Raw genomic sequence first — 15,752 nt, forward strand, 5'->3', positions numbered from 1 at the left:
GCTTGACCGGAACGCAGACGCCGGACGCGGACGAGTTCGAGGCCGACCAGCGGCCGAGCCCCGAGTCGCCGGCCCTGCTGCTCGATCTCGACGGTTTCGAAGGCCCGCTCGACCTGCTGCTCGACCTCGCCCGTCGCCAGAAGGTCGATCTGGCGAAGATCTCGATTCTCGAACTCGCCGAGCAGTATCTCGCCTTCGTCGAGGCCGCGCGCGCCGACCAGCTGGAGCTCGCGGCCGACTATCTCGTGATGGCGGCCTGGCTCGCTTATCTGAAGTCCCGCCTTCTCGTGCCGGACGCGCCCTCCGAGGACGACGAGATCCCGCCCGAGATCGCGGCCGCGGCGCTCGCCTTTCGGCTGCGGCGGCTCGAAGCCATGCGGCGGGCCGGGGCCGCGCTGCTCGATCGCCCGCTGCTCGGCCGCGACGCGCTGCCGCGCGGCGAGGCCCCGGCCCAAGGCGCCGAGGCGCCGACGCTCTGGACCGCGACGCTCTACGATCTCTTGACCGCCTATGCCCGCCAGAGGGTCAAGACGCTGCACACGCAGGTCACCGTGCAGCGCCGGCCGCACTGGACGCTCGCCGAGGCGCGCTCGGCGCTTGAGCGGCTCGTCGGGCGCTCGGCCGACTGGGCGCGTCTCGACGGGCTGCTGCTGCGCTTCATGACGCCGCAGATGCGCGCCTCGGTGCTCGCCTCCGGGCTCGGCGCGTCGCTCGAGCTCGCGCGGGAAGGGCGGATGGAGATCCGGCAGGAGCGCGCCTTCGGGCCGCTGTTCGTGCGCTCCGGCGCTCCGCTCGCGCTCGTGTCGCCGTCCGGAGACAAGCGGTGAGCGAGGAGGAGCCCACATTTCCGGGCCCCGGCTTCGACGGCCGTCTGACGCCGGAGGACCGCGCCCGCGCGCCTCTCGATCATCTGCGGCTCGTCGAGGCCGTTCTGTTCGCCTCGCAGGCGCCGGTGGAGGAGCGGGCGCTCGCGGCCCGGCTGCCGGTCGACGCCGACCTGCGCCTGCTGATGCGGGTTCTGGTCGAGGACTACGCCGCGCGCGGCGTGAACCTGCGCCGGGTGGGCGACGCCTGGGCGTTCCGCACCGCGCCCGACGTCGCCGCGGCGCTGTCGGGGGAGGCGAGGGAGCCCAGGAAGCTGTCGCGCGCGGCGATCGAGACGCTCGCGATCATCGCCTATCACCAGCCCGCGACCCGCGCGGAGATCGAGGAGATTCGCGGCGTCGCGACCTCGCGGGGCACGCTCGAAACGCTTCTGGAGGCCGGCTTCGTGCGGTTCCGGGGGCGCCGCAGGGCGCCGGGCCGCCCGGTGACGTTCGGCACCACGGCGGGCTTCCTCGATCATTTCGGGCTCGAGAAAGTCTCCGATCTGCCCGGCCTTTCCGAAATGAAGGCCGCGGGCCTGCTCGACGCCCGCCTGCCGCCCGGGCTCGAAATGCCGCCGCCGGTCGACGACGAGTCGCTGCGCGACGACGAGGAGCCGCTCGGCGACGGCGATCCGTTCTCGGGCGAGCTCCCGTCGGGCGGCGAGGAGGAGCGGTAACCACTCCGCGTCTCGTTGACGCGCGAGTGACCCCTACGGACGTCTAACTTCTTGTGTTTGTCGTCCGCCGCTCTTAGGTTCCGATCTCGCCGGGGAGCCATTGCGCGGAGAGATGACCGCGTGCGTCAATCGTCGGCGGTTCGAAAGGGAATGTCATGAGCCTCACGCATTGGTTGGTCGTCGCGGTGCTCGTGCTGCTGCTGTTCGGCCGCGGCAAGATTTCCGAGCTCATGGGCGACATGGCTAAGGGCATCAAGAGCTTCAAGAAGGGTCTTGCCGAAGAGGACGAGGTCGCCGACGGCATGTCGCAGCAGAACCGTCCGGCGCAGACCATCGAGCATCGCGCCGATCAGCAGGTCCGTCCGACCGTCGGCAGCGTCGACGGCCGGAAGTCGTCCTGATCGTTTAAGCGGGAGGCGGCCGCCCTCTAGCGGCGGCCGCGCAAGCGCCCGTTCCGGCGCTGGACCACGCCCATGTTCGACATCGCCTGGTCCGAGTTCCTCGTCGTCGCGGTCGTCGCGCTCGTCGTGGTGGGCCCCAAGGATTTGCCTGCTCTGCTGCGCACCGTCGGCAAGACGGTCGCGAGTCTTCGCCGCATGGCCGGCGAGTTCCAGGGCCAGTTCAACGAAGCCATGCGCGAGGCCGAGCTCGACGGCCTCAAGGACGAGGTGACGGGCCTCAAGGACAAGGCGTCGCGCATGGTCGGCGCGAGCCCGTTCCAGATCGCCCGCGACGAGATCAAGAACGCGCTGAACGGCAGCGACCAGAAGTCCAAGGACGCGCCCTCGGCGCTCGCCGGCGGATCCGAAGACGCCGCCAAGCCGTCTGTCGCCTCGGACGTCCCGTCCGCGCTTGCTCCGCCGGCCCCGACCATCGACCCGACGCCCGAGCCGCCTGCGCCGACCGAGGCCGAGTTCCGGCCGACGGCCGCGCCTGCGATGCGGCCGGCCGAGGCGACGTCGACGTCCTCCGATCAGGCTGCGAAAGCCGCCAGGACCGCCGCCGCAACCGACGGAACCGCGCCCGCGCCCAAAGCAGCGGTCAAGAAGGCCGCCAAGGCCGCGAAGCCCGCCGCCGAACCGGCGACGCCTGAAAAGAAGCCTGCGGCCAAGCCCGGCGTTAAGGCTGCGTCCAAGACGACCACCAAGTCGACGACCAAGGCGCCCGCCAAGGCCGTGACGGAGACGAAGCCCGCCAAATCGGCCGGCAAGTCCGCCGGAGCGTCGGCGGCCGCCGAGGACAAGAGCGAGCCGACCCCGCCCGGAGCCGCTGCGTGAGTCAGGCTGACATCGACGCCACCAAGGCGCCGCTCATCGAGCATCTGATCGAGCTCCGCGCACGACTGATCCGATCCATCATCGCCTTTGCGATCTCGTTCGCGCTCTGCTTCGCGGTGGCCGGGCACATCTTCAACATCCTGCTCGTTCCCTACGAGCTCGCGGCCGGCTCTTCCGCCGCGATCCGGCTGCAATACACCGCGCCGCAGGAATATTTCATCACGCAGATCAAGCTCGCGATGTTCGGCGCGGGCTTCATCTCGTTCCCGATCGTGGCGAACCAGATCTACAAGTTCGTCGCGCCGGGCCTCTACAAGAACGAGCGCGACGCCTTCTACCCGTACCTGATCGCGACCCCGATCCTGTTCTTCCTCGGCGCGGCCTTCGTCTATTTCGCCGCGATGCCGCTCGCGATGAAGTTCTTCCTGTCGATGCAGCAGGTGGGCGCGGAGGGGCGGCCGTCCATCGAGCTGATCGCGCGGACGAGCGAATACCTCTCGCTGATCATGACGCTGATCTTCGCCTTCGGCATCTGCTTCCAGACGCCGGTGATTCTCACGCTCCTGGCCCGCGCGGGCTTCATCGACGCCGCCTGGCTCGTGGCCAAGCGCCGCTACGCCATCGTGGTGGTGTTCGCGGTCGCCGCGGTGCTGACCCCGCCCGACGTCATCAGTCAGATCGCGCTCGCGGTGCCGACTTTGCTGCTCTACGAGATTTCGATCTGGGTCGTCAGGATGACCGAGAAGAAGCGCGCGGCGGAAGAGACGAAAGAGCCGGACGAGGACGACGAGGCGTAAGCCGTTCGTCTCCAGGCCGAACTGCATGCTTCGAGACGCGCCTCAGGCGGCCATCAGCATGAGGCGGGTTTGCGCCCGGCACTTGATCCTCTTCGCTCCTCATGCTGAGGAGCCCGCGTAAGCGGGCGTCTCGAAGCACGCAGTCCGACGCCGCCAGAACTGTCCGCAATGACGGAAGCGATTCTCCGATGCACGACATCCGCCTGATCCGCGACAATCCGGACGATTTCGACCGCGGCCTCGCCCGCCGGGGTCTGGCGCCGCTGTCGGGAAAGCTGATCGCGATCGACGAAAAGCGCCGCGAGGTCATCGGCCGCCTGCAGGCGCTCCAGGAGCGCCGCAACGCGGCCTCCAAGGAGGTCGGCCAGGCCAAGGCGCAGAAGGACGAGGCCCGCGCCGCGGCGCTGATCGAGGAGGTGGGGCGGCTCAAGCAGGACGTGCCCGCGGCCGAGGCCGAGCAGGCCGCGATCGAGCAGGAGCTGCAGACCTCGCTCGCCGAGATCCCCAACATCCCGCTGCTCGAGGTACCGGACGGGCCCGACGAGAGCGGAAACGTCGAGCTTCACCGCGTCGGCGAGCCGCGCGAGATCCACGACGCCAAGGCGCACTACGACCTCGGCGAGGCGCTTGGCCTGATCGACTTCGAGGCCGCGAGCCGCATGTCCGGCGCGCGCTTCGCCGTGCTGAAGGGCGGCGTCGCGCGGCTCGAACGCGCGCTCCAGAGCTTCATGCTCGACCTGCATACGGGGGAGCACGGCTACACGGAGGTCGCCCCGCCACTGTTGGTGCGCGATGAAGCGATGTTTGGCACGGCGCAATTGCCGAAATTTAAAGACGATCAGTTTCAATCAACAATCTATTCTTTTCGTTCGAAAAATATAAAGCCGCGAGGTCCGGGATCGTACGACTCTTTCGACCCATCTCTGATGTTCGAGATTACGGATGCCGACGAACGGCGGGCGTTTGAGAAGCTAAAACACTCTGGGCGAATAGGCATAAGCTTCGGAAAGAAACCGACGATTAGCGTCTCAAATCGGACTTGGCTCATCCCCACCGCCGAAGTCTCTCTCACCAATCTCGTCCGCGAACAGATCCTCTCCGAGGAGGAGCTCCCCCTCCGCTTCACCGCCGGCACCCCTTGTTTCCGCGCGGAAGCCGGCGCCGCCGGGCGCGACACGCGCGGGCTGATCCGCCAGCACCAGTTCACCAAGGTCGAGCTGGTCTCGATCACCGCGCCCGAGAAGAGCCTTGAGGAGCACGAGCGCATGCTCGGTTGCGCCGAAGAGGTTCTGAAGCGGCTGGAGCTGCCGTTCCGCACCGTCACGCTCTGCACGGGCGACATGGGGTTCGCCTCGCAGAAGACCTACGACATCGAGGTCTGGCTGCCGGCGCAGAAGACCTATCGCGAGATCTCGTCCTGCTCGGTCTGCGGCGAGTTCCAGGCCCGGCGCATGAACGCGCGCTACCGCCCGGCCGAGGGCAAGGGCCCGCGCTTCGTCCACACGCTCAACGGCTCAGGGGTCGCGGTCGGCCGCGCGCTGGTCGCGGTGCTGGAGAACTACCAGCAGAGCGACGGTTCCGTCGCAGTCCCGTCGGCGCTGCAGCGCTATATGGGCGGGCTGGAGCGCATCGAGCGCGCCGGCTGAGATCCATTGCGTGCTTCGAGACGCGCCTACGGCGCTCCTCAGCATGAGGCGCGTTCGAGCAAGCAAGACGGTCCTCATGCTGAGGAGGCCGCGCAAGCGGCCGTCTCGAAGCACGCAGTTCGCCTTATGAAAGCGTTTGATCGATGAGAATTCTCCTCACCAACGACGACGGCGTGAACGCCCCGGGCCTCGAGGCCCTCGAGGAGATCGCCGCGGCCATTTCCGACGACGTCTGGGTCGTGGCGCCGGAGGCCGACCAGTCGGGCGCCTCGCACTCGATCTCGCTCTCGGACCCGCTGCGCCTGCGGCAGATCGGCGAGAAGCGCTTCGCGGTGCGCGGCACGCCGAGCGACTGCGTCATCATGGGCGTGCGCCACGTGCTGAAGGACAACCGGCCCGACCTCATCCTCTCAGGTGTCAACCGCGGCCAGAACGTCGCCGAGGACGTCACCTATTCGGGCACCATCGCCGGCGCGATCGAGGGCACGCTGCTCGGCGTCCGCTCGATCGCGCTCAGCCAGAATTTTGATCGCAAGCGCGAGGACGTCGAGGACATGTTCGCCGTCGCCCGCGCGCGCGGTCCCGAGGTGGTGAGGACCATCATCGAGGCCGGCTTCGAGCGCGACCGGCTGGTGAACGTCAATTTTCCGGGATGCCTGCCGGAGGAGGTGCGTGGCGTCTCCGTCGCGCGCCAGGGCCAGCGGAACCAGGAGCTTCTGACGGTCGAGCAGCGCGCGGACGGGCGCGGCAACCCGTATTTCTGGCTGATGTTCGGTCGCGCCGAGTTTGATCCGGGCGAGGGCACCGACCTCGAGGCCATCCGCCAGAAGCGGATTTCCGTGACCCCGCTCAAAATCGACTTGACCGACGACGCCTCGTTCGACCGACTGCGGAAAGCCTTCGCAGAGAGCTGAGTCCAAAAATGTCCGAGTCCGGCGACGAGATCGAGCGCACGCGCCGCGCCGAGCTCGTGCTGTCGCTGCGGAGCCGCGGGATCCGGCATCTGCGCACGCTCGCGGCGATCGAGACCATTCCGCGCTCGGCCTTCGCCCCGTCGCGGCTCGCCGAACACGCCTATTCCGACCGCGCGCTGCCGATCGCCTGCGGGCAGACGATGGAGCGCCCCTCGGAGATCGCCAAGGCGATCGACGCGCTCGGCGTGGGCGAGCTCGACACGGTGCTCGAGATCGGCTCGGGCTCGGGCTACGCCACCGCGATCTTCGCCCAGATCTCACGACGCCTCTTCACCGTCGAACGCTGGCGCACGCTCGCCGACAACGCCGAGCGGCGGGTGAGGGCGCTCGGCAACGCCGACCATGTCGTGTTCTCGGTCGCCGACGGGTTGCTCGGCCTGCCCGATCAGGGGCCGTTCGAGCGCATCTTCGTGTCGGCCGCGGTCGAGGCGCCGCCGTCGGCGCTGCTCAACCAGCTGAAGCCCGGCGGCGTCATGGTGCTGGCGGTCGGCCCGGTCGCCGGCCAGCGGCTCACGCGGATCACCAAGGCGCGCGACGGCTCGCTCGAGGAGTTCACGCTCGGCGCGGCGCGCCTGCCGCCGGCCGTCCCCGGGGTCGCGGCGGCGCTCTGAACGAAGGCGTTTTTTCGGATAACGGCGAAGCCGCCGCCGGGCATGACGGAGAGGCGGCTCCACGGTCCGAAACCAGCGCCCGTCCACAGCCCCCGATCGCCTGCAAGCGGCGCGTTTCTTGGGACTGCGCCGCTCAACCCCGCGCGCCAAGCTTTGCGGCGACTTTTAGGCGAATGCCGCGTTCAGCTAACCGGCTGTTTACCTCAATGGGTTTTAACTGAACTCATGTTGGTCGAGTTGGTCGCGAGTGCCCACCATGCGTAACTTCGTCCCGTCTCTGCGGACCCGCCTCATGGTCCGCGTCGCCGCGATCGCCCTCGTGTCGGGTTCGGTCGCAGCTTGCAGCTCGGACTCGAGCCGCTTCTCCGAAAGCCCCTTCTCCAATCCGTTCTCCTCGGCCTCGAACGACGCGCCGCGCCAGCAGCGCTCGTCCGACACCTACGCGACCGGCTCCGTCCAGGCCGCTCCGACGACGCGCATCCAGCGCGCCCCGCTCGGCGCGCCGAACGCGGTCCAGCAGCGCCCGATGTACGGCTACGGAAACGGCGCCTCCTCCTCGTCGTCGTCCTCGGGCGGCTCCTACCGCGCCTCGAGCCTTCCGCCGGTCCAGCAGCGCTCCGAGCCCGTCTCGACCGGCTCCGTGTCGGGCCGCTCCACCGGCTGGTCGGCCGACAGCGGCACCACGATCACGCTCGGCCGAGGCGAGACGGTCACCACCGCGGCCAACCGCTACGGCGTGCCGGCGAGCGCGATCCTGCAGGCCAACGGCCTCCAGAACGCGAACGGGATCGGCGAAGGCAGCCGCCTCGTGATCCCGAGCTATTCGGGCGGCTCCTCGCGCATGGCCGCCGCGCCGCTGCGCCCCGCCGCGCCGGTCTCTTCGCCGGTCGCGACGACGCGCCCGGCGCCGATGCGCCCGCAGCCGGTCGCCGCGGCGCCGGCCACCGCCTCCGCTCCCAAGATGCAGTTCATCCAGGGCGCGCAGCCGAAGGTCGCCGAAGCCAAGCCCGCGCCGGTTCCGGCCAAGCCTGTCCAGGTCGCGGCCCAGGCCCCGGCCAAGCCCGCCCTGAAGCCGAGCGTCGAGGCCCCGCGCGAGCAGGCCTTCGCGGCCCAGCCGGTCAAGCCCTCGGCGGCTCCGCAGCCGAGCGAGTCCGACAACGTCAAGACCGCGGCGCTCAAGGCCGATCCGGCTCCGGCGGCTCCCTCGGTCGCCGACAGCGGCCCCTCGTTCCGCTGGCCGGTCCGCGGCCGCGTGATCTCGGGCTACGGCTCGAAGACCAGCGGCGCATCGAACGACGGCGTCAACATCGCGGTGCCGGAAGGCACCGAGGTCAAGGCCTCGGACGACGGCGTCGTCGCTTACTCGGGCAGCGAGCTCAAGGGCTTTGGCAACCTCGTGCTGATCCGCCACTCGAACGGCTGGGTCACGGCCTACGCGCACAACAGCGCGCTCAACGTGAAGCGCGGCGACACGGTGCGCCGTGGCCAGATCATCGCCAAGTCCGGCTCGACCGGCTCCGTCTCCTCGCCGCAGCTGCACTTCGAAGTGCGCAAGGGCGCCTCGACGGTCGACCCGATGAAGCATCTGCCGGACGTGTGAGTATCTGTCCGGTAGTCAGCGAGGGCCCGGCGGAGCGATCCGCCGGGCCTTTTCGTTTGCGGCCGACCGTCATCTCGGACGCGCGAAGCGCGAGCCGGGATCGTGATCGGAAATGGGCTCGTCATGCCCCGGCTCGTCCGGGGCATCCACTGTTCCGATGCGCGGGGCATTGGCCCGCACGTGGATCCCCCGGACGAGCCGGGGGATGACGATTGAGGGTCAGGCGCGCTTTTCGGAAGACGGTCCCGGATCGGCCTTCGGCCGTCCGGGATGACGTCTTGGGGCTCTTCAGCCCTCGTCGCGGCCCGCCAGATCCTGGATGAACTGCCACGCCACGCGGCCTGAGCGCGAGCCGCGCGTCGTCGCCCATTCGAGCGCCTCGCGGCGCAGCGTCTCGGGGTCGGCTTTGAGCCCAAGATGCTCGGCGTAGCCCGTGACCATCGCCAGAAACTCCTCCTGGGAGCAGCGATGGAAGCCGAGCCAGAGGCCGAAGCGGTCCGACAGCGAGACCTTCTCCTCGACCGCCTCGCCGGCGTGGATCGCGGTCGAGCGCTCGTTCTCGATCATCTCGCGGGCGAGCAGATGCCGGCGGTTCGAGGTGGCGTAGAACAGCACGTTTTCGGGCCGTCCCTCGATGCCGCCCTCCAGAACCGCCTTCAGCGACTTGTAGGAGGCGTCGGCGAGATCGAACGACAGGTCGTCGCAGAACAGCAGGAACGGGAAGGGCGCGGCCCGCAGCAGCGACATCAGCGTCGGGAGCGTCTCGATGTCCTCGCGATGGATCTCGACGAGCTTCAGCCTCGGCCGGCCTTCGCGCTCCATCGTCTCGACGACCGTCGCGTGAGAAGCCTTCACCAGCGAGCTCTTGCCCATGCCCCGCGCGCCCCAGAGCAGGGCGTTGTTGGCGGGCTTGCCGCGGGCGAATCGCAGCGTGTTGTCGAGGAGGGTGTCGCGGGCGCGGTCGACGCCCTTCAGCAGCCGCATGTCCACGCGGCTGACCTTCGCGACCGGGATCAGCCGCTTTTCGACCGCCGACCACACGAAGGCGTCGGCGACCTCAAAGTCCGGCGCCTGGACGCGGGGAGGGGCCATGCGCTCGAGCGCCTCGGCGATGCGCGCGAGAAGCTCGTCGCGCGTGTCGGTCGCGGGCATGGAGTAGAACGGATCGGACACGGCGAAAGCCCTCGACGGCGGAAAACGGCGCGCGGCGTCCGGACCCGGCCCGGACGATCCGCGTTCGCGCGAAGCTCTACGCCCGTCATGGGTGGTGCGGTCAAGCCGGGACGGGGCCGCAGGGCGTCGCGACGAGCCGTCGAAGGTCCCATCGGGCGCGTGATTTGATTTCGCGGGGGCCGTGGCTATAGTCCGCGCCGCCTCGCCGGGGGCACGACGCCCGGCCGTCATTTTCAAAGGTTCTGCCGCCTCGGGCTCAACGACGTGGCGCGAATCCCACGCCGGAGCTTCCGCAGATGTTCGTTACGCCCGCCTTCGCCCAGGGCGCCGCTCCCGCGGGAGGGCTCGATCAGACCCTGATCAGCTTCTTCCCGCTGATCCTGATCTTCGTGATCATGTACTTCCTGATCCTCCGTCCGCAGCAGAAGCGCGTGAAGGAGCATCGCGAGATGATCAAGAACGTGCGCCGCGGCGACACGATCGTCACCGGCGGCGGCATCATCGCCAAGGTGGTGAAGGTCGTGGACGACGCCGAGGTCCAGGTCGAGATCGCCGACAACGTCCGCGTCCGTCTCGCCCGCAGCATGATCTCCGAGGTTCGCGCCAAGGGCGAGCCGGTCAAGACCGAAGGCGCCTGACGCCCGTCGCGGCCGCGGCGCGGTTCCCCGCGCCGCCGCCTGTTGAAAGCCGCCGATAATGCTTCATTTCTCGCCCTGGAAGATCGCCGGCGTCCTCGCGCTCTGCGCGCTCGGCGTTCTGCTGCTGATCCCCAATTTCCTGTCGCAGCAGGCCCGCGACGCCTATCCGAGCTGGTTCCCGGCGCGCACGGTCGTGCTCGGGCTCGATCTCCAGGGCGGCTCGCAGCTGCTGCTCGAGGTCGACGGCCCGGCGCTCCGCCGCACCCGCATCGCCGCCACCCAGGACGACGTCCGCCGGGTGCTGCGCGAGGCGCGCATCGGCACCACCGCGATCGCGCTCGACGGCCAGACGGTGCGCGCCACGCTGCGCGATCCGAGCCAGATGAGCCTCGCGCTCGAAAAGCTCCGGACGCTCGCGGTCCCGGCCTCCTCGGGCGTGTTCGGCGGCACGGGCCCGAACGAAGTCGAGGTCGGCCAGCAGGGCGACAACATCGTCACCGCCACCGCGACGGAAGCCGGCCTCCAGGCGCGCATCCGCTCCGCGGTCGACCAGTCGATCGAGATCGTGCGTCGCCGCGTCGACGAGCTCGGCACGGTCGAGCCCTCGATCCAGCGCCAGGGCGCCGACCGCATCCTCGTGCAGGTGCCGGGCCTCCAGGATCCGCAGCGCCTGAAGGACATCCTCGGCAAGACCGCGGCGCTCTCCTTCCGCCTCGTCGACCGCTCCGTGCCGCCCGAGCAGGCCGCCGCCGGCCGTCCGCCGGAAGGCTCGGAAGTCCTGTTCGAGACGCAAGCCGGACAGCGCGTGCCCGTGCTCGTCGAGAAGCGCGTGATGGTGTCGGGCGAAGACCTCGTCGACGCTCAGCCGGGCTTCGACCAGCGCACGCGCGAGCCGATCGTCCAGTTCCGCTTCAACAATCGCGGCGCCCGCCAGTTCGGCGCGGTGACGCAGGCCAATGTCGGCAATCCCTTCGCCATCATCCTCGACAACGAGGTGATCTCGGCGCCGCGCATCAACGAACCGATCACCGGCGGCTCGGGCCAGATCTCCGGCAACTTCACGGTCGAGAGCGCCAACGACCTCGCGGTGTTGCTGCGCGCGGGCGCGCTGCCGGCGCCGCTCACCGTCATCGAGGAGCGCACCGTCGGCCCAGGCCTCGGACAGGACTCGATCGAGGCCGGCACCCGCGCCACCTGGTACGCGGCCGCCTTCGTCGTGGTCTTCATGTTCGCGACCTACGGCGTGTTCGGCTTCATCGCCAACATCGCGCTGCTGGTCCACGTCGTGTTCATCTTCGCGCTGATGTCGGTGCTGGGCGCGACGCTCACGCTTCCGGGCATCGCCGGCGTGGTGCTGACCATCGGCACCGCGGTCGACTCCAACGTTCTGATCTACGAGCGCATACGCGAAGAGTTCAGGGCGGGACGAAGCATGGTGTCGGCGATCGACGCCGGTTTCCGGCACGCTTTCGCAGTCATCATCGACTCGAACTCCACCATGGGCATCGCGGCCGTGATCCTGTTCCTGCTGGGCTCGGGCCCGGTGCGGGGCTTCGCGGTGGTGTTCATCCTCGGCATTCTGACGACCGTGATCACGGCCGTGACCATGACGCGCATGATGATCGCGCTCTGGTACCGCCGCTCGCGTCCGCAGACGCTGCCGTTCTGAGGAGGCGGATCCAATGAAGCTTCTCCGTCTCTTCCCGGACGACTCGAACTTCCGCTTCGTGCGCTGGCGCGTGCTGAGCTTTCCGTTCTCGGCCTTCATCTCGGTCGCGACGCTGATCCTGTTCCTGACCGTCGGCCTCAACTACGGCATCGACTTCACCGGCGGCACGCTGATGGAGATGCAGGCGAAGTCCGGCCAGGCCGACCTCGCCAAGGTGCGCGAGACCGCCACTCGTTCGAAGTGGGCGAGGTCGAGGTGCAGGAGTTCGGCCAGGGCGGCCAGGTCTCGATCCGTTTCCGCATCCAGCCGGGCGGCGAGTCGGCGCAATCGAAGCTCGTGGCGGACGCCCGCAAAGCCTATGAGAGCGACTACGAGATCCGCCGCGTCGAGACGGTCGGTCCGCGCGTCTCGGGCGAGCTCGTCCAGGCCGGCACGCTCGGCGTCGTGCTCTCGATCGTCTCGGTGCTGGTCTATCTCTGGTTCCGCTTCGAGCTGAACCTTGCGATCGGCGCGGTGATCGGCACGCTCCACGACATCGTGCTGACCGTCGGCTTCTTCCTGATCACGCGGGAAGAGTTCAATATGACCTCGATCGCCGCGATCCTGACCATCGTCGGCTATTCGCTCAACGAGACCGTCGTGGTGTTCGACCGAACGCGCGAGCTGCTTCGCAAATACAAGAACATCCCGACCGACGAGCTGCTCGACCTCTCGATCAACCACACCATGTCGCGCACGGTGATGACCGCCACCACCACGGCGCTGTCGCTGCTCGCGCTTGTGCTGTTCGGCGGCCAGGCGATCCAGGGCTTCGCCAACGTGATGCTGTTCGGCGTGGTGATCTGCACCTATTCGGCGATCTTCGTGTCGTCGCCGATGTTGATCTATCTCGGCGTAAAGACGTCGGCCCGGGCGGTGGCGGACGACAAGGCCGAGGCGCGCTCCGCGAAGCCGGCGCCCGCCGCAAGCCGGCGACAAGCTGAGACGACGGGGCCGGACTGCGTGCTTCGAGACGCCCGCGGGCGCGGGCTCCTCAGCATGAGAACCGTTGAGGAGGCTCAAACGGTCCTCATGCTGAGGAGCCGCCTGCAAGGCGGCGTCTCGAAGCACGCAGTCCGGTCCCGCCGCGAGTTTTCATGACCGACGACCGCCACCTGCCGGGCCGCCACCTCATCGACGCCTACGGCTCAGCGGGTTTCGGCTCGCCGACCTCGGCCATCGCGGATCGCTGCTCGGCCTGCCGTCGGGCATGTGGGCCTGGCCCTACGCCAGACCCGCCGAGCTCGACGAGGCGGCCTTCGCGCGCGTCTTCGCCGAGGCCGACGAGATCGACACGCTGCTCATCGGCATGGGGGCCGACATCGCGGGGCTGAAACCGGCGCTGCGCGAGGCGTTCCGGGCGGCCGGCATCGTGGCGGAGCCGATGGCGACGGGAGCCGCGGCGCGCACCTGGAATATTCTCGTGGGCGAAAGGAGGCGGGTGGCGGCGGCGCTGCTCGCGGTTCCATGAGCGACGACGCGCTCTCCGATCCGGTCGCGAGCCTCGTCCGCGAGGTCGATTTCGGCCGCTACGCCGCGACGCTGTTCGCGCCGGCGCCGGTCCGCTCGCACCTTTTCGCGCTCTACGCCTTCGACATCGAGATTTCGCGCGTGCGCGATCTCGTGCGCGAGCCGATGCCTGGGGAACTCCGTCTGCAATGGTGGCGGGACGCGCTCGAGAACCCCGAGCGCGCCGACGTGCTGTCGCACCCGATCGCGCGCGCGCTCCACGCGGCGATCGTTTTCGGGCGCCTGCCCACCGAGGCGCTTCTTGCGATCGTCGACGCGCGCGGGGACGATCTCTACGACGATCCGGTGGCGAGCCTCGACGAGCTCGAGGGGCGGCTCGGGACGACCCACGGCGCGGTGCTGCGGCTTGCGAGCCTCATCGTCGCCGAAGGGCGCGATCCCGGAGGCGCGGCGGCCTGCGGCCTCGCGGGCGTCGCGCAGGGAATCGCGAGCGTTCTGGGCGGCCTGCCGAAGCTCGCGGCGCGCGGCCAGGCGTTGATCCCCGCCTACCTGATGGCGCAGACCGGCGCGCAGCGCGACGATCTGCTCTCGGGCCGCGCGACCCCGCAGCTTCGGCTGGCGGTCGAGCGGCTGGCGGGCCACGGCGTCAGCCGCCTCGGCGAGGCGCGCGCCGCCATGGCCGAGATGGACCGCGGCGCCCATCCGGCGCTTCTGCCCGTCGCGCTCGCGGCGGCAGCGCTTGCGCGGATCGAACGACGGCCGGACCCGTTCGGGGCCCCACGCGACCCGGCGCGGTGGCGCGAGCTCATCCGCCTCTGGCGGTTCAGCCGGCGCGACCCGCCGTTTTGACGAATCAGAGCTGGTGGATCGAGGCCACGGGCTCGGCGTCGTCGGCGATGTCGGCGACGATCAGCAGCGCGCCTTCGAGCGCCGGCAGGATCTCCTCCACCGCGGTGGCGACGATGTAGGGCGCCTCGAGGCCCGGCCGCAGGAAGCCTTCGGCCGACATGTGGTCGAGCAGCGCCGTCAGCGGCGACCAGAAGCCATGGAGATCGGCGATGAGGATTGGCTTGGCGTGGCGGCCGAGCTGCGCCCAGGTCATCTGCTCGACGAGCTCCTCGAGCGTGCCGATGCCGCCCGGCAGCGCCACGAAGGCGTCGGAGCGCTCGAACATCAGGCGCTTCCGCTCGTGCATGTCCTCAGTGACGACGAGCTCCTGAACGTCGGCCAGCATCACCTCGCGCTCGACGAGGAACTTCGGGATGACGCCGGTCACGTGCCCGCCGGCCGCGAGCGTCGCGCGCGCGACCGCGCCCATCAGGCCGATGTTGCCGCCGCCATAGACGAGGCCGACCCCGGCTTCGGCGAGAAGACGGCCGAGTTTCTCGGCGTCGGCGATGTGTTCGGGCATCGCGCCGGGGCTCGAGCCGCAGAAAAACGCAGACGGTGCGGAGTTTTGTCATGTGTCGAGTGAGCCTTTGGCCGGTCCCGGGGTCAAGCGGCGAACGCAAGCCGTGAACCGATTCCATCGAAGGTGATGCATGTCGCCCCATCTCCTTGTAAGTCATGGAGATTGATGGAACTGCGACGGCGGCCCGCGGGCCTCGCCGAGGGGCGGAATGAGAATGTCGGCTTCGGTCAGGATCGGCTTTGCGATCGGCTTCGCGCTCGCCGCGATTTCGGCGGCGCGTGGGCGTGGCGCGAGGGATACTGGCGGCCGGCCGAGGAGAAGCGCGCGGACACGCAGACGCCGCCCTCCAGATCTTTCACGCCGCAGCCTGACGGCGAGCCTAGCCGTCCCGGCGCCGCGCCCGAACGGCCAGCGGGCGGCGCCGCGGCGCCGTCCGTCGCGCCGACGACGCCCGCGACCCCGCCTTCGGCGACGCCGACGCCGGGCGCCACGCCGCCCTCCGTCACCCCGCCCAACATGTCGCCGCCCTCCTCCACGCGGCCGCCCAACGCCGCCGACGCCGGATCGACGCCGGGAAGCGGCGCGGCCGCGGCCGCCGGCCGGGCCGGCGAGGCCAAGGGCGCCAAGCCCGACGCCGCCAAGCCCGACGCCGCCAAGGGCGCGTTCGACGTCGTCCGCGTCGAGCCCTCGGGCGACGCGGTGGTGGCTGGCCGCTGCGCCGCCGGCTGCACGGCCGAGCTCACCGCGAACGGCCGCACGATCGACACCGCGAAAGCTGACTCCGGGGGCTCCTTCGCCATGACGCCGCCGGCGCTGCCGCCCGGGGATCACCAGCTGCGCCTCAAGCTGACGACGCCTGACGGCAAGCAGGAGACCTCCGAGCAGAGCGTCACGGTGTCGGTGC

15 protein-coding genes and 2 pseudogenes are annotated in these 15,752 nt (G+C 69.6%); 14 read left to right on the forward strand and 3 right to left on the reverse strand.

Translation table 11 applies throughout. The annotated features are described in order from the left end of the window. Positions 1-2: 2 nt before the first annotated feature. The 9 genes from K6K41_RS27150 (at position 3) to K6K41_RS27190 (ending at position 8,448) form a co-directional block, all read left to right on the forward strand. Complete coding sequence (locus K6K41_RS27150) at positions 3-827, forward strand: segregation and condensation protein A (protein WP_261403113.1); 825 nt, start codon at positions 3-5, stop codon at positions 825-827. Next, complete coding sequence (scpB, locus tag K6K41_RS27155; protein WP_261403114.1) at positions 824-1,543, forward strand: SMC-Scp complex subunit ScpB; 720 nt, start codon at positions 824-826, stop codon at positions 1,541-1,543. Before K6K41_RS27150 ends, scpB begins: the two co-directional genes overlap by 4 nt. A gap of 155 nt (positions 1,544-1,698) precedes the next feature. Beyond that, positions 1,699-1,944 (forward strand): twin-arginine translocase TatA/TatE family subunit, encoded by a 246-nt coding sequence (locus K6K41_RS27160; RefSeq protein ID WP_261403115.1) that lies wholly within the window; start codon positions 1,699-1,701, stop codon positions 1,942-1,944. Positions 1,945-2,016: 72 nt separating this feature from the next. After that, positions 2,017-2,820 carry a Sec-independent protein translocase protein TatB gene (gene tatB / locus K6K41_RS27165; RefSeq protein ID WP_261403116.1) on the forward strand — a complete coding sequence of 268 codons (804 nt, stop codon included), beginning with the start codon at positions 2,017-2,019 and terminating at the stop codon, positions 2,818-2,820. Further along, positions 2,817-3,617 (forward strand): twin-arginine translocase subunit TatC, encoded by an 801-nt coding sequence (gene tatC, locus K6K41_RS27170; protein ID WP_261403117.1) that lies wholly within the window; start codon positions 2,817-2,819, stop codon positions 3,615-3,617. The genes tatB and tatC overlap by 4 nt, the downstream gene beginning before the upstream one ends. A gap of 188 nt (positions 3,618-3,805) precedes the next feature. Next, on the forward strand, positions 3,806-5,263 hold the full coding sequence (gene serS, locus K6K41_RS27175) for a serine--tRNA ligase (protein WP_261403118.1): 1,458 nt from the start codon (positions 3,806-3,808) through the stop codon (positions 5,261-5,263). A gap of 143 nt (positions 5,264-5,406) precedes the next feature. Next, a complete protein-coding gene (gene surE, locus K6K41_RS27180; RefSeq protein WP_261403119.1) occupies positions 5,407-6,177 on the forward strand; it encodes a 5'/3'-nucleotidase SurE in 771 nt (256 codons plus the stop codon). 8 nt (positions 6,178-6,185) lie between these two features. Beyond that, on the forward strand, positions 6,186-6,848 hold the full coding sequence (locus K6K41_RS27185; RefSeq protein ID WP_261403120.1) for a protein-L-isoaspartate(D-aspartate) O-methyltransferase: 663 nt from the start codon (positions 6,186-6,188) through the stop codon (positions 6,846-6,848). A gap of 256 nt (positions 6,849-7,104) precedes the next feature. Then, entirely contained in the window at positions 7,105-8,448 is a 1,344-nt protein-coding gene (locus K6K41_RS27190; protein ID WP_261403121.1) for a LysM peptidoglycan-binding domain-containing M23 family metallopeptidase, read from the forward strand. 288 nt (positions 8,449-8,736) lie between these two features. On the opposite strand, the gene K6K41_RS27195 is transcribed toward K6K41_RS27190, so the two are convergent. Next, positions 8,737-9,600 (reverse strand): ATP-binding protein, encoded by an 864-nt coding sequence (locus K6K41_RS27195; protein WP_378148816.1) that lies wholly within the window; start codon positions 9,598-9,600, stop codon positions 8,737-8,739. Positions 9,601-9,917: 317 nt separating this feature from the next. Between K6K41_RS27195 and yajC the strand changes: the two genes are divergently transcribed. The 5 genes and pseudogenes from yajC to K6K41_RS27220 all read left to right on the forward strand — a co-directional run bounded on the left by yajC (position 9,918) and on the right by K6K41_RS27220 (position 14,286). After that, the gene (gene yajC, locus K6K41_RS27200; protein ID WP_261403122.1) at positions 9,918-10,259 is read left to right on the forward strand and encodes a preprotein translocase subunit YajC; all 342 of its coding nucleotides are present in this window, start codon (positions 9,918-9,920) and stop codon (positions 10,257-10,259) included. A gap of 58 nt (positions 10,260-10,317) precedes the next feature. Continuing rightward, the gene (secD, locus tag K6K41_RS27205) at positions 10,318-11,928 is read left to right on the forward strand and encodes a protein translocase subunit SecD (RefSeq protein WP_261403123.1); all 1,611 of its coding nucleotides are present in this window, start codon (positions 10,318-10,320) and stop codon (positions 11,926-11,928) included. Positions 11,929-11,941: 13 nt separating this feature from the next. Beyond that, positions 11,942-12,834 (forward strand): annotated as a pseudogene (secF, locus tag K6K41_RS27210) (protein translocase subunit SecF); the annotation flags it as partial. 343 nt (positions 12,835-13,177) lie between these two features. Next, positions 13,178-13,438 (forward strand): Mth938-like domain-containing protein, encoded by a 261-nt coding sequence (locus K6K41_RS27215; RefSeq protein WP_315855102.1) that lies wholly within the window; start codon positions 13,178-13,180, stop codon positions 13,436-13,438. Continuing rightward, positions 13,435-14,286 (forward strand): phytoene/squalene synthase family protein, encoded by an 852-nt coding sequence (locus tag K6K41_RS27220; RefSeq protein ID WP_261403124.1) that lies wholly within the window; start codon positions 13,435-13,437, stop codon positions 14,284-14,286. Before K6K41_RS27215 ends, K6K41_RS27220 begins: the two co-directional genes overlap by 4 nt. Positions 14,287-14,290: 4 nt before the next feature. On the opposite strand, the pseudogene K6K41_RS27225 reads toward K6K41_RS27220, so the two are convergent. After that, positions 14,291-14,900, reverse strand: a pseudogene (locus K6K41_RS27225) (LOG family protein). A 175-nt stretch (positions 14,901-15,075) separates the two neighbouring features. Beyond that, positions 15,076-15,648, reverse strand: a complete 573-nt coding sequence (locus K6K41_RS27230) for a hypothetical protein (RefSeq protein ID WP_261403125.1) — start codon at positions 15,646-15,648, stop codon at positions 15,076-15,078. Positions 15,649-15,752 lie beyond the last annotated feature (104 nt).

Source organism: Chenggangzhangella methanolivorans (assembly GCF_019797865.1).
Taxonomy (GTDB): Bacteria; Pseudomonadota; Alphaproteobacteria; order Rhizobiales; family Methylopilaceae; genus Methylopila; species Methylopila methanolivorans.

Coding starts and splice junctions, on each gene's coding strand:
- K6K41_RS27160 (WP_261403115.1), top strand. CDS start 1,699: ATGAGCCTCACGCATTGGTTGGTCGTCGCGGTGCTCGTGCTGCTGCTG.
- tatB (WP_261403116.1), top strand. CDS start 2,017: ATGTTCGACATCGCCTGGTCCGAGTTCCTCGTCGTCGCGGTCGTCGCG.
- serS (WP_261403118.1), top strand. CDS start 3,806: ATGCACGACATCCGCCTGATCCGCGACAATCCGGACGATTTCGACCGC.
- surE (WP_261403119.1), top strand. CDS start 5,407: ATGAGAATTCTCCTCACCAACGACGACGGCGTGAACGCCCCGGGCCTC.
- K6K41_RS27185 (WP_261403120.1), top strand. CDS start 6,186: ATGTCCGAGTCCGGCGACGAGATCGAGCGCACGCGCCGCGCCGAGCTC.
- K6K41_RS27190 (WP_261403121.1), top strand. CDS start 7,105: ATGCGTAACTTCGTCCCGTCTCTGCGGACCCGCCTCATGGTCCGCGTC.
- K6K41_RS27195 (WP_378148816.1), bottom strand. CDS start 9,600: ATGCCCGCGACCGACACGCGCGACGAGCTTCTCGCGCGCATCGCCGAG.
- yajC (WP_261403122.1), top strand. CDS start 9,918: ATGTTCGTTACGCCCGCCTTCGCCCAGGGCGCCGCTCCCGCGGGAGGG.
- secD (WP_261403123.1), top strand. CDS start 10,318: ATGCTTCATTTCTCGCCCTGGAAGATCGCCGGCGTCCTCGCGCTCTGC.
- K6K41_RS27215 (WP_315855102.1), top strand. CDS start 13,178: ATGTGGGCCTGGCCCTACGCCAGACCCGCCGAGCTCGACGAGGCGGCC.
- K6K41_RS27220 (WP_261403124.1), top strand. CDS start 13,435: ATGAGCGACGACGCGCTCTCCGATCCGGTCGCGAGCCTCGTCCGCGAG.
- K6K41_RS27230 (WP_261403125.1), bottom strand. CDS start 15,648: ATGGCGAAGGAGCCCCCGGAGTCAGCTTTCGCGGTGTCGATCGTGCGG.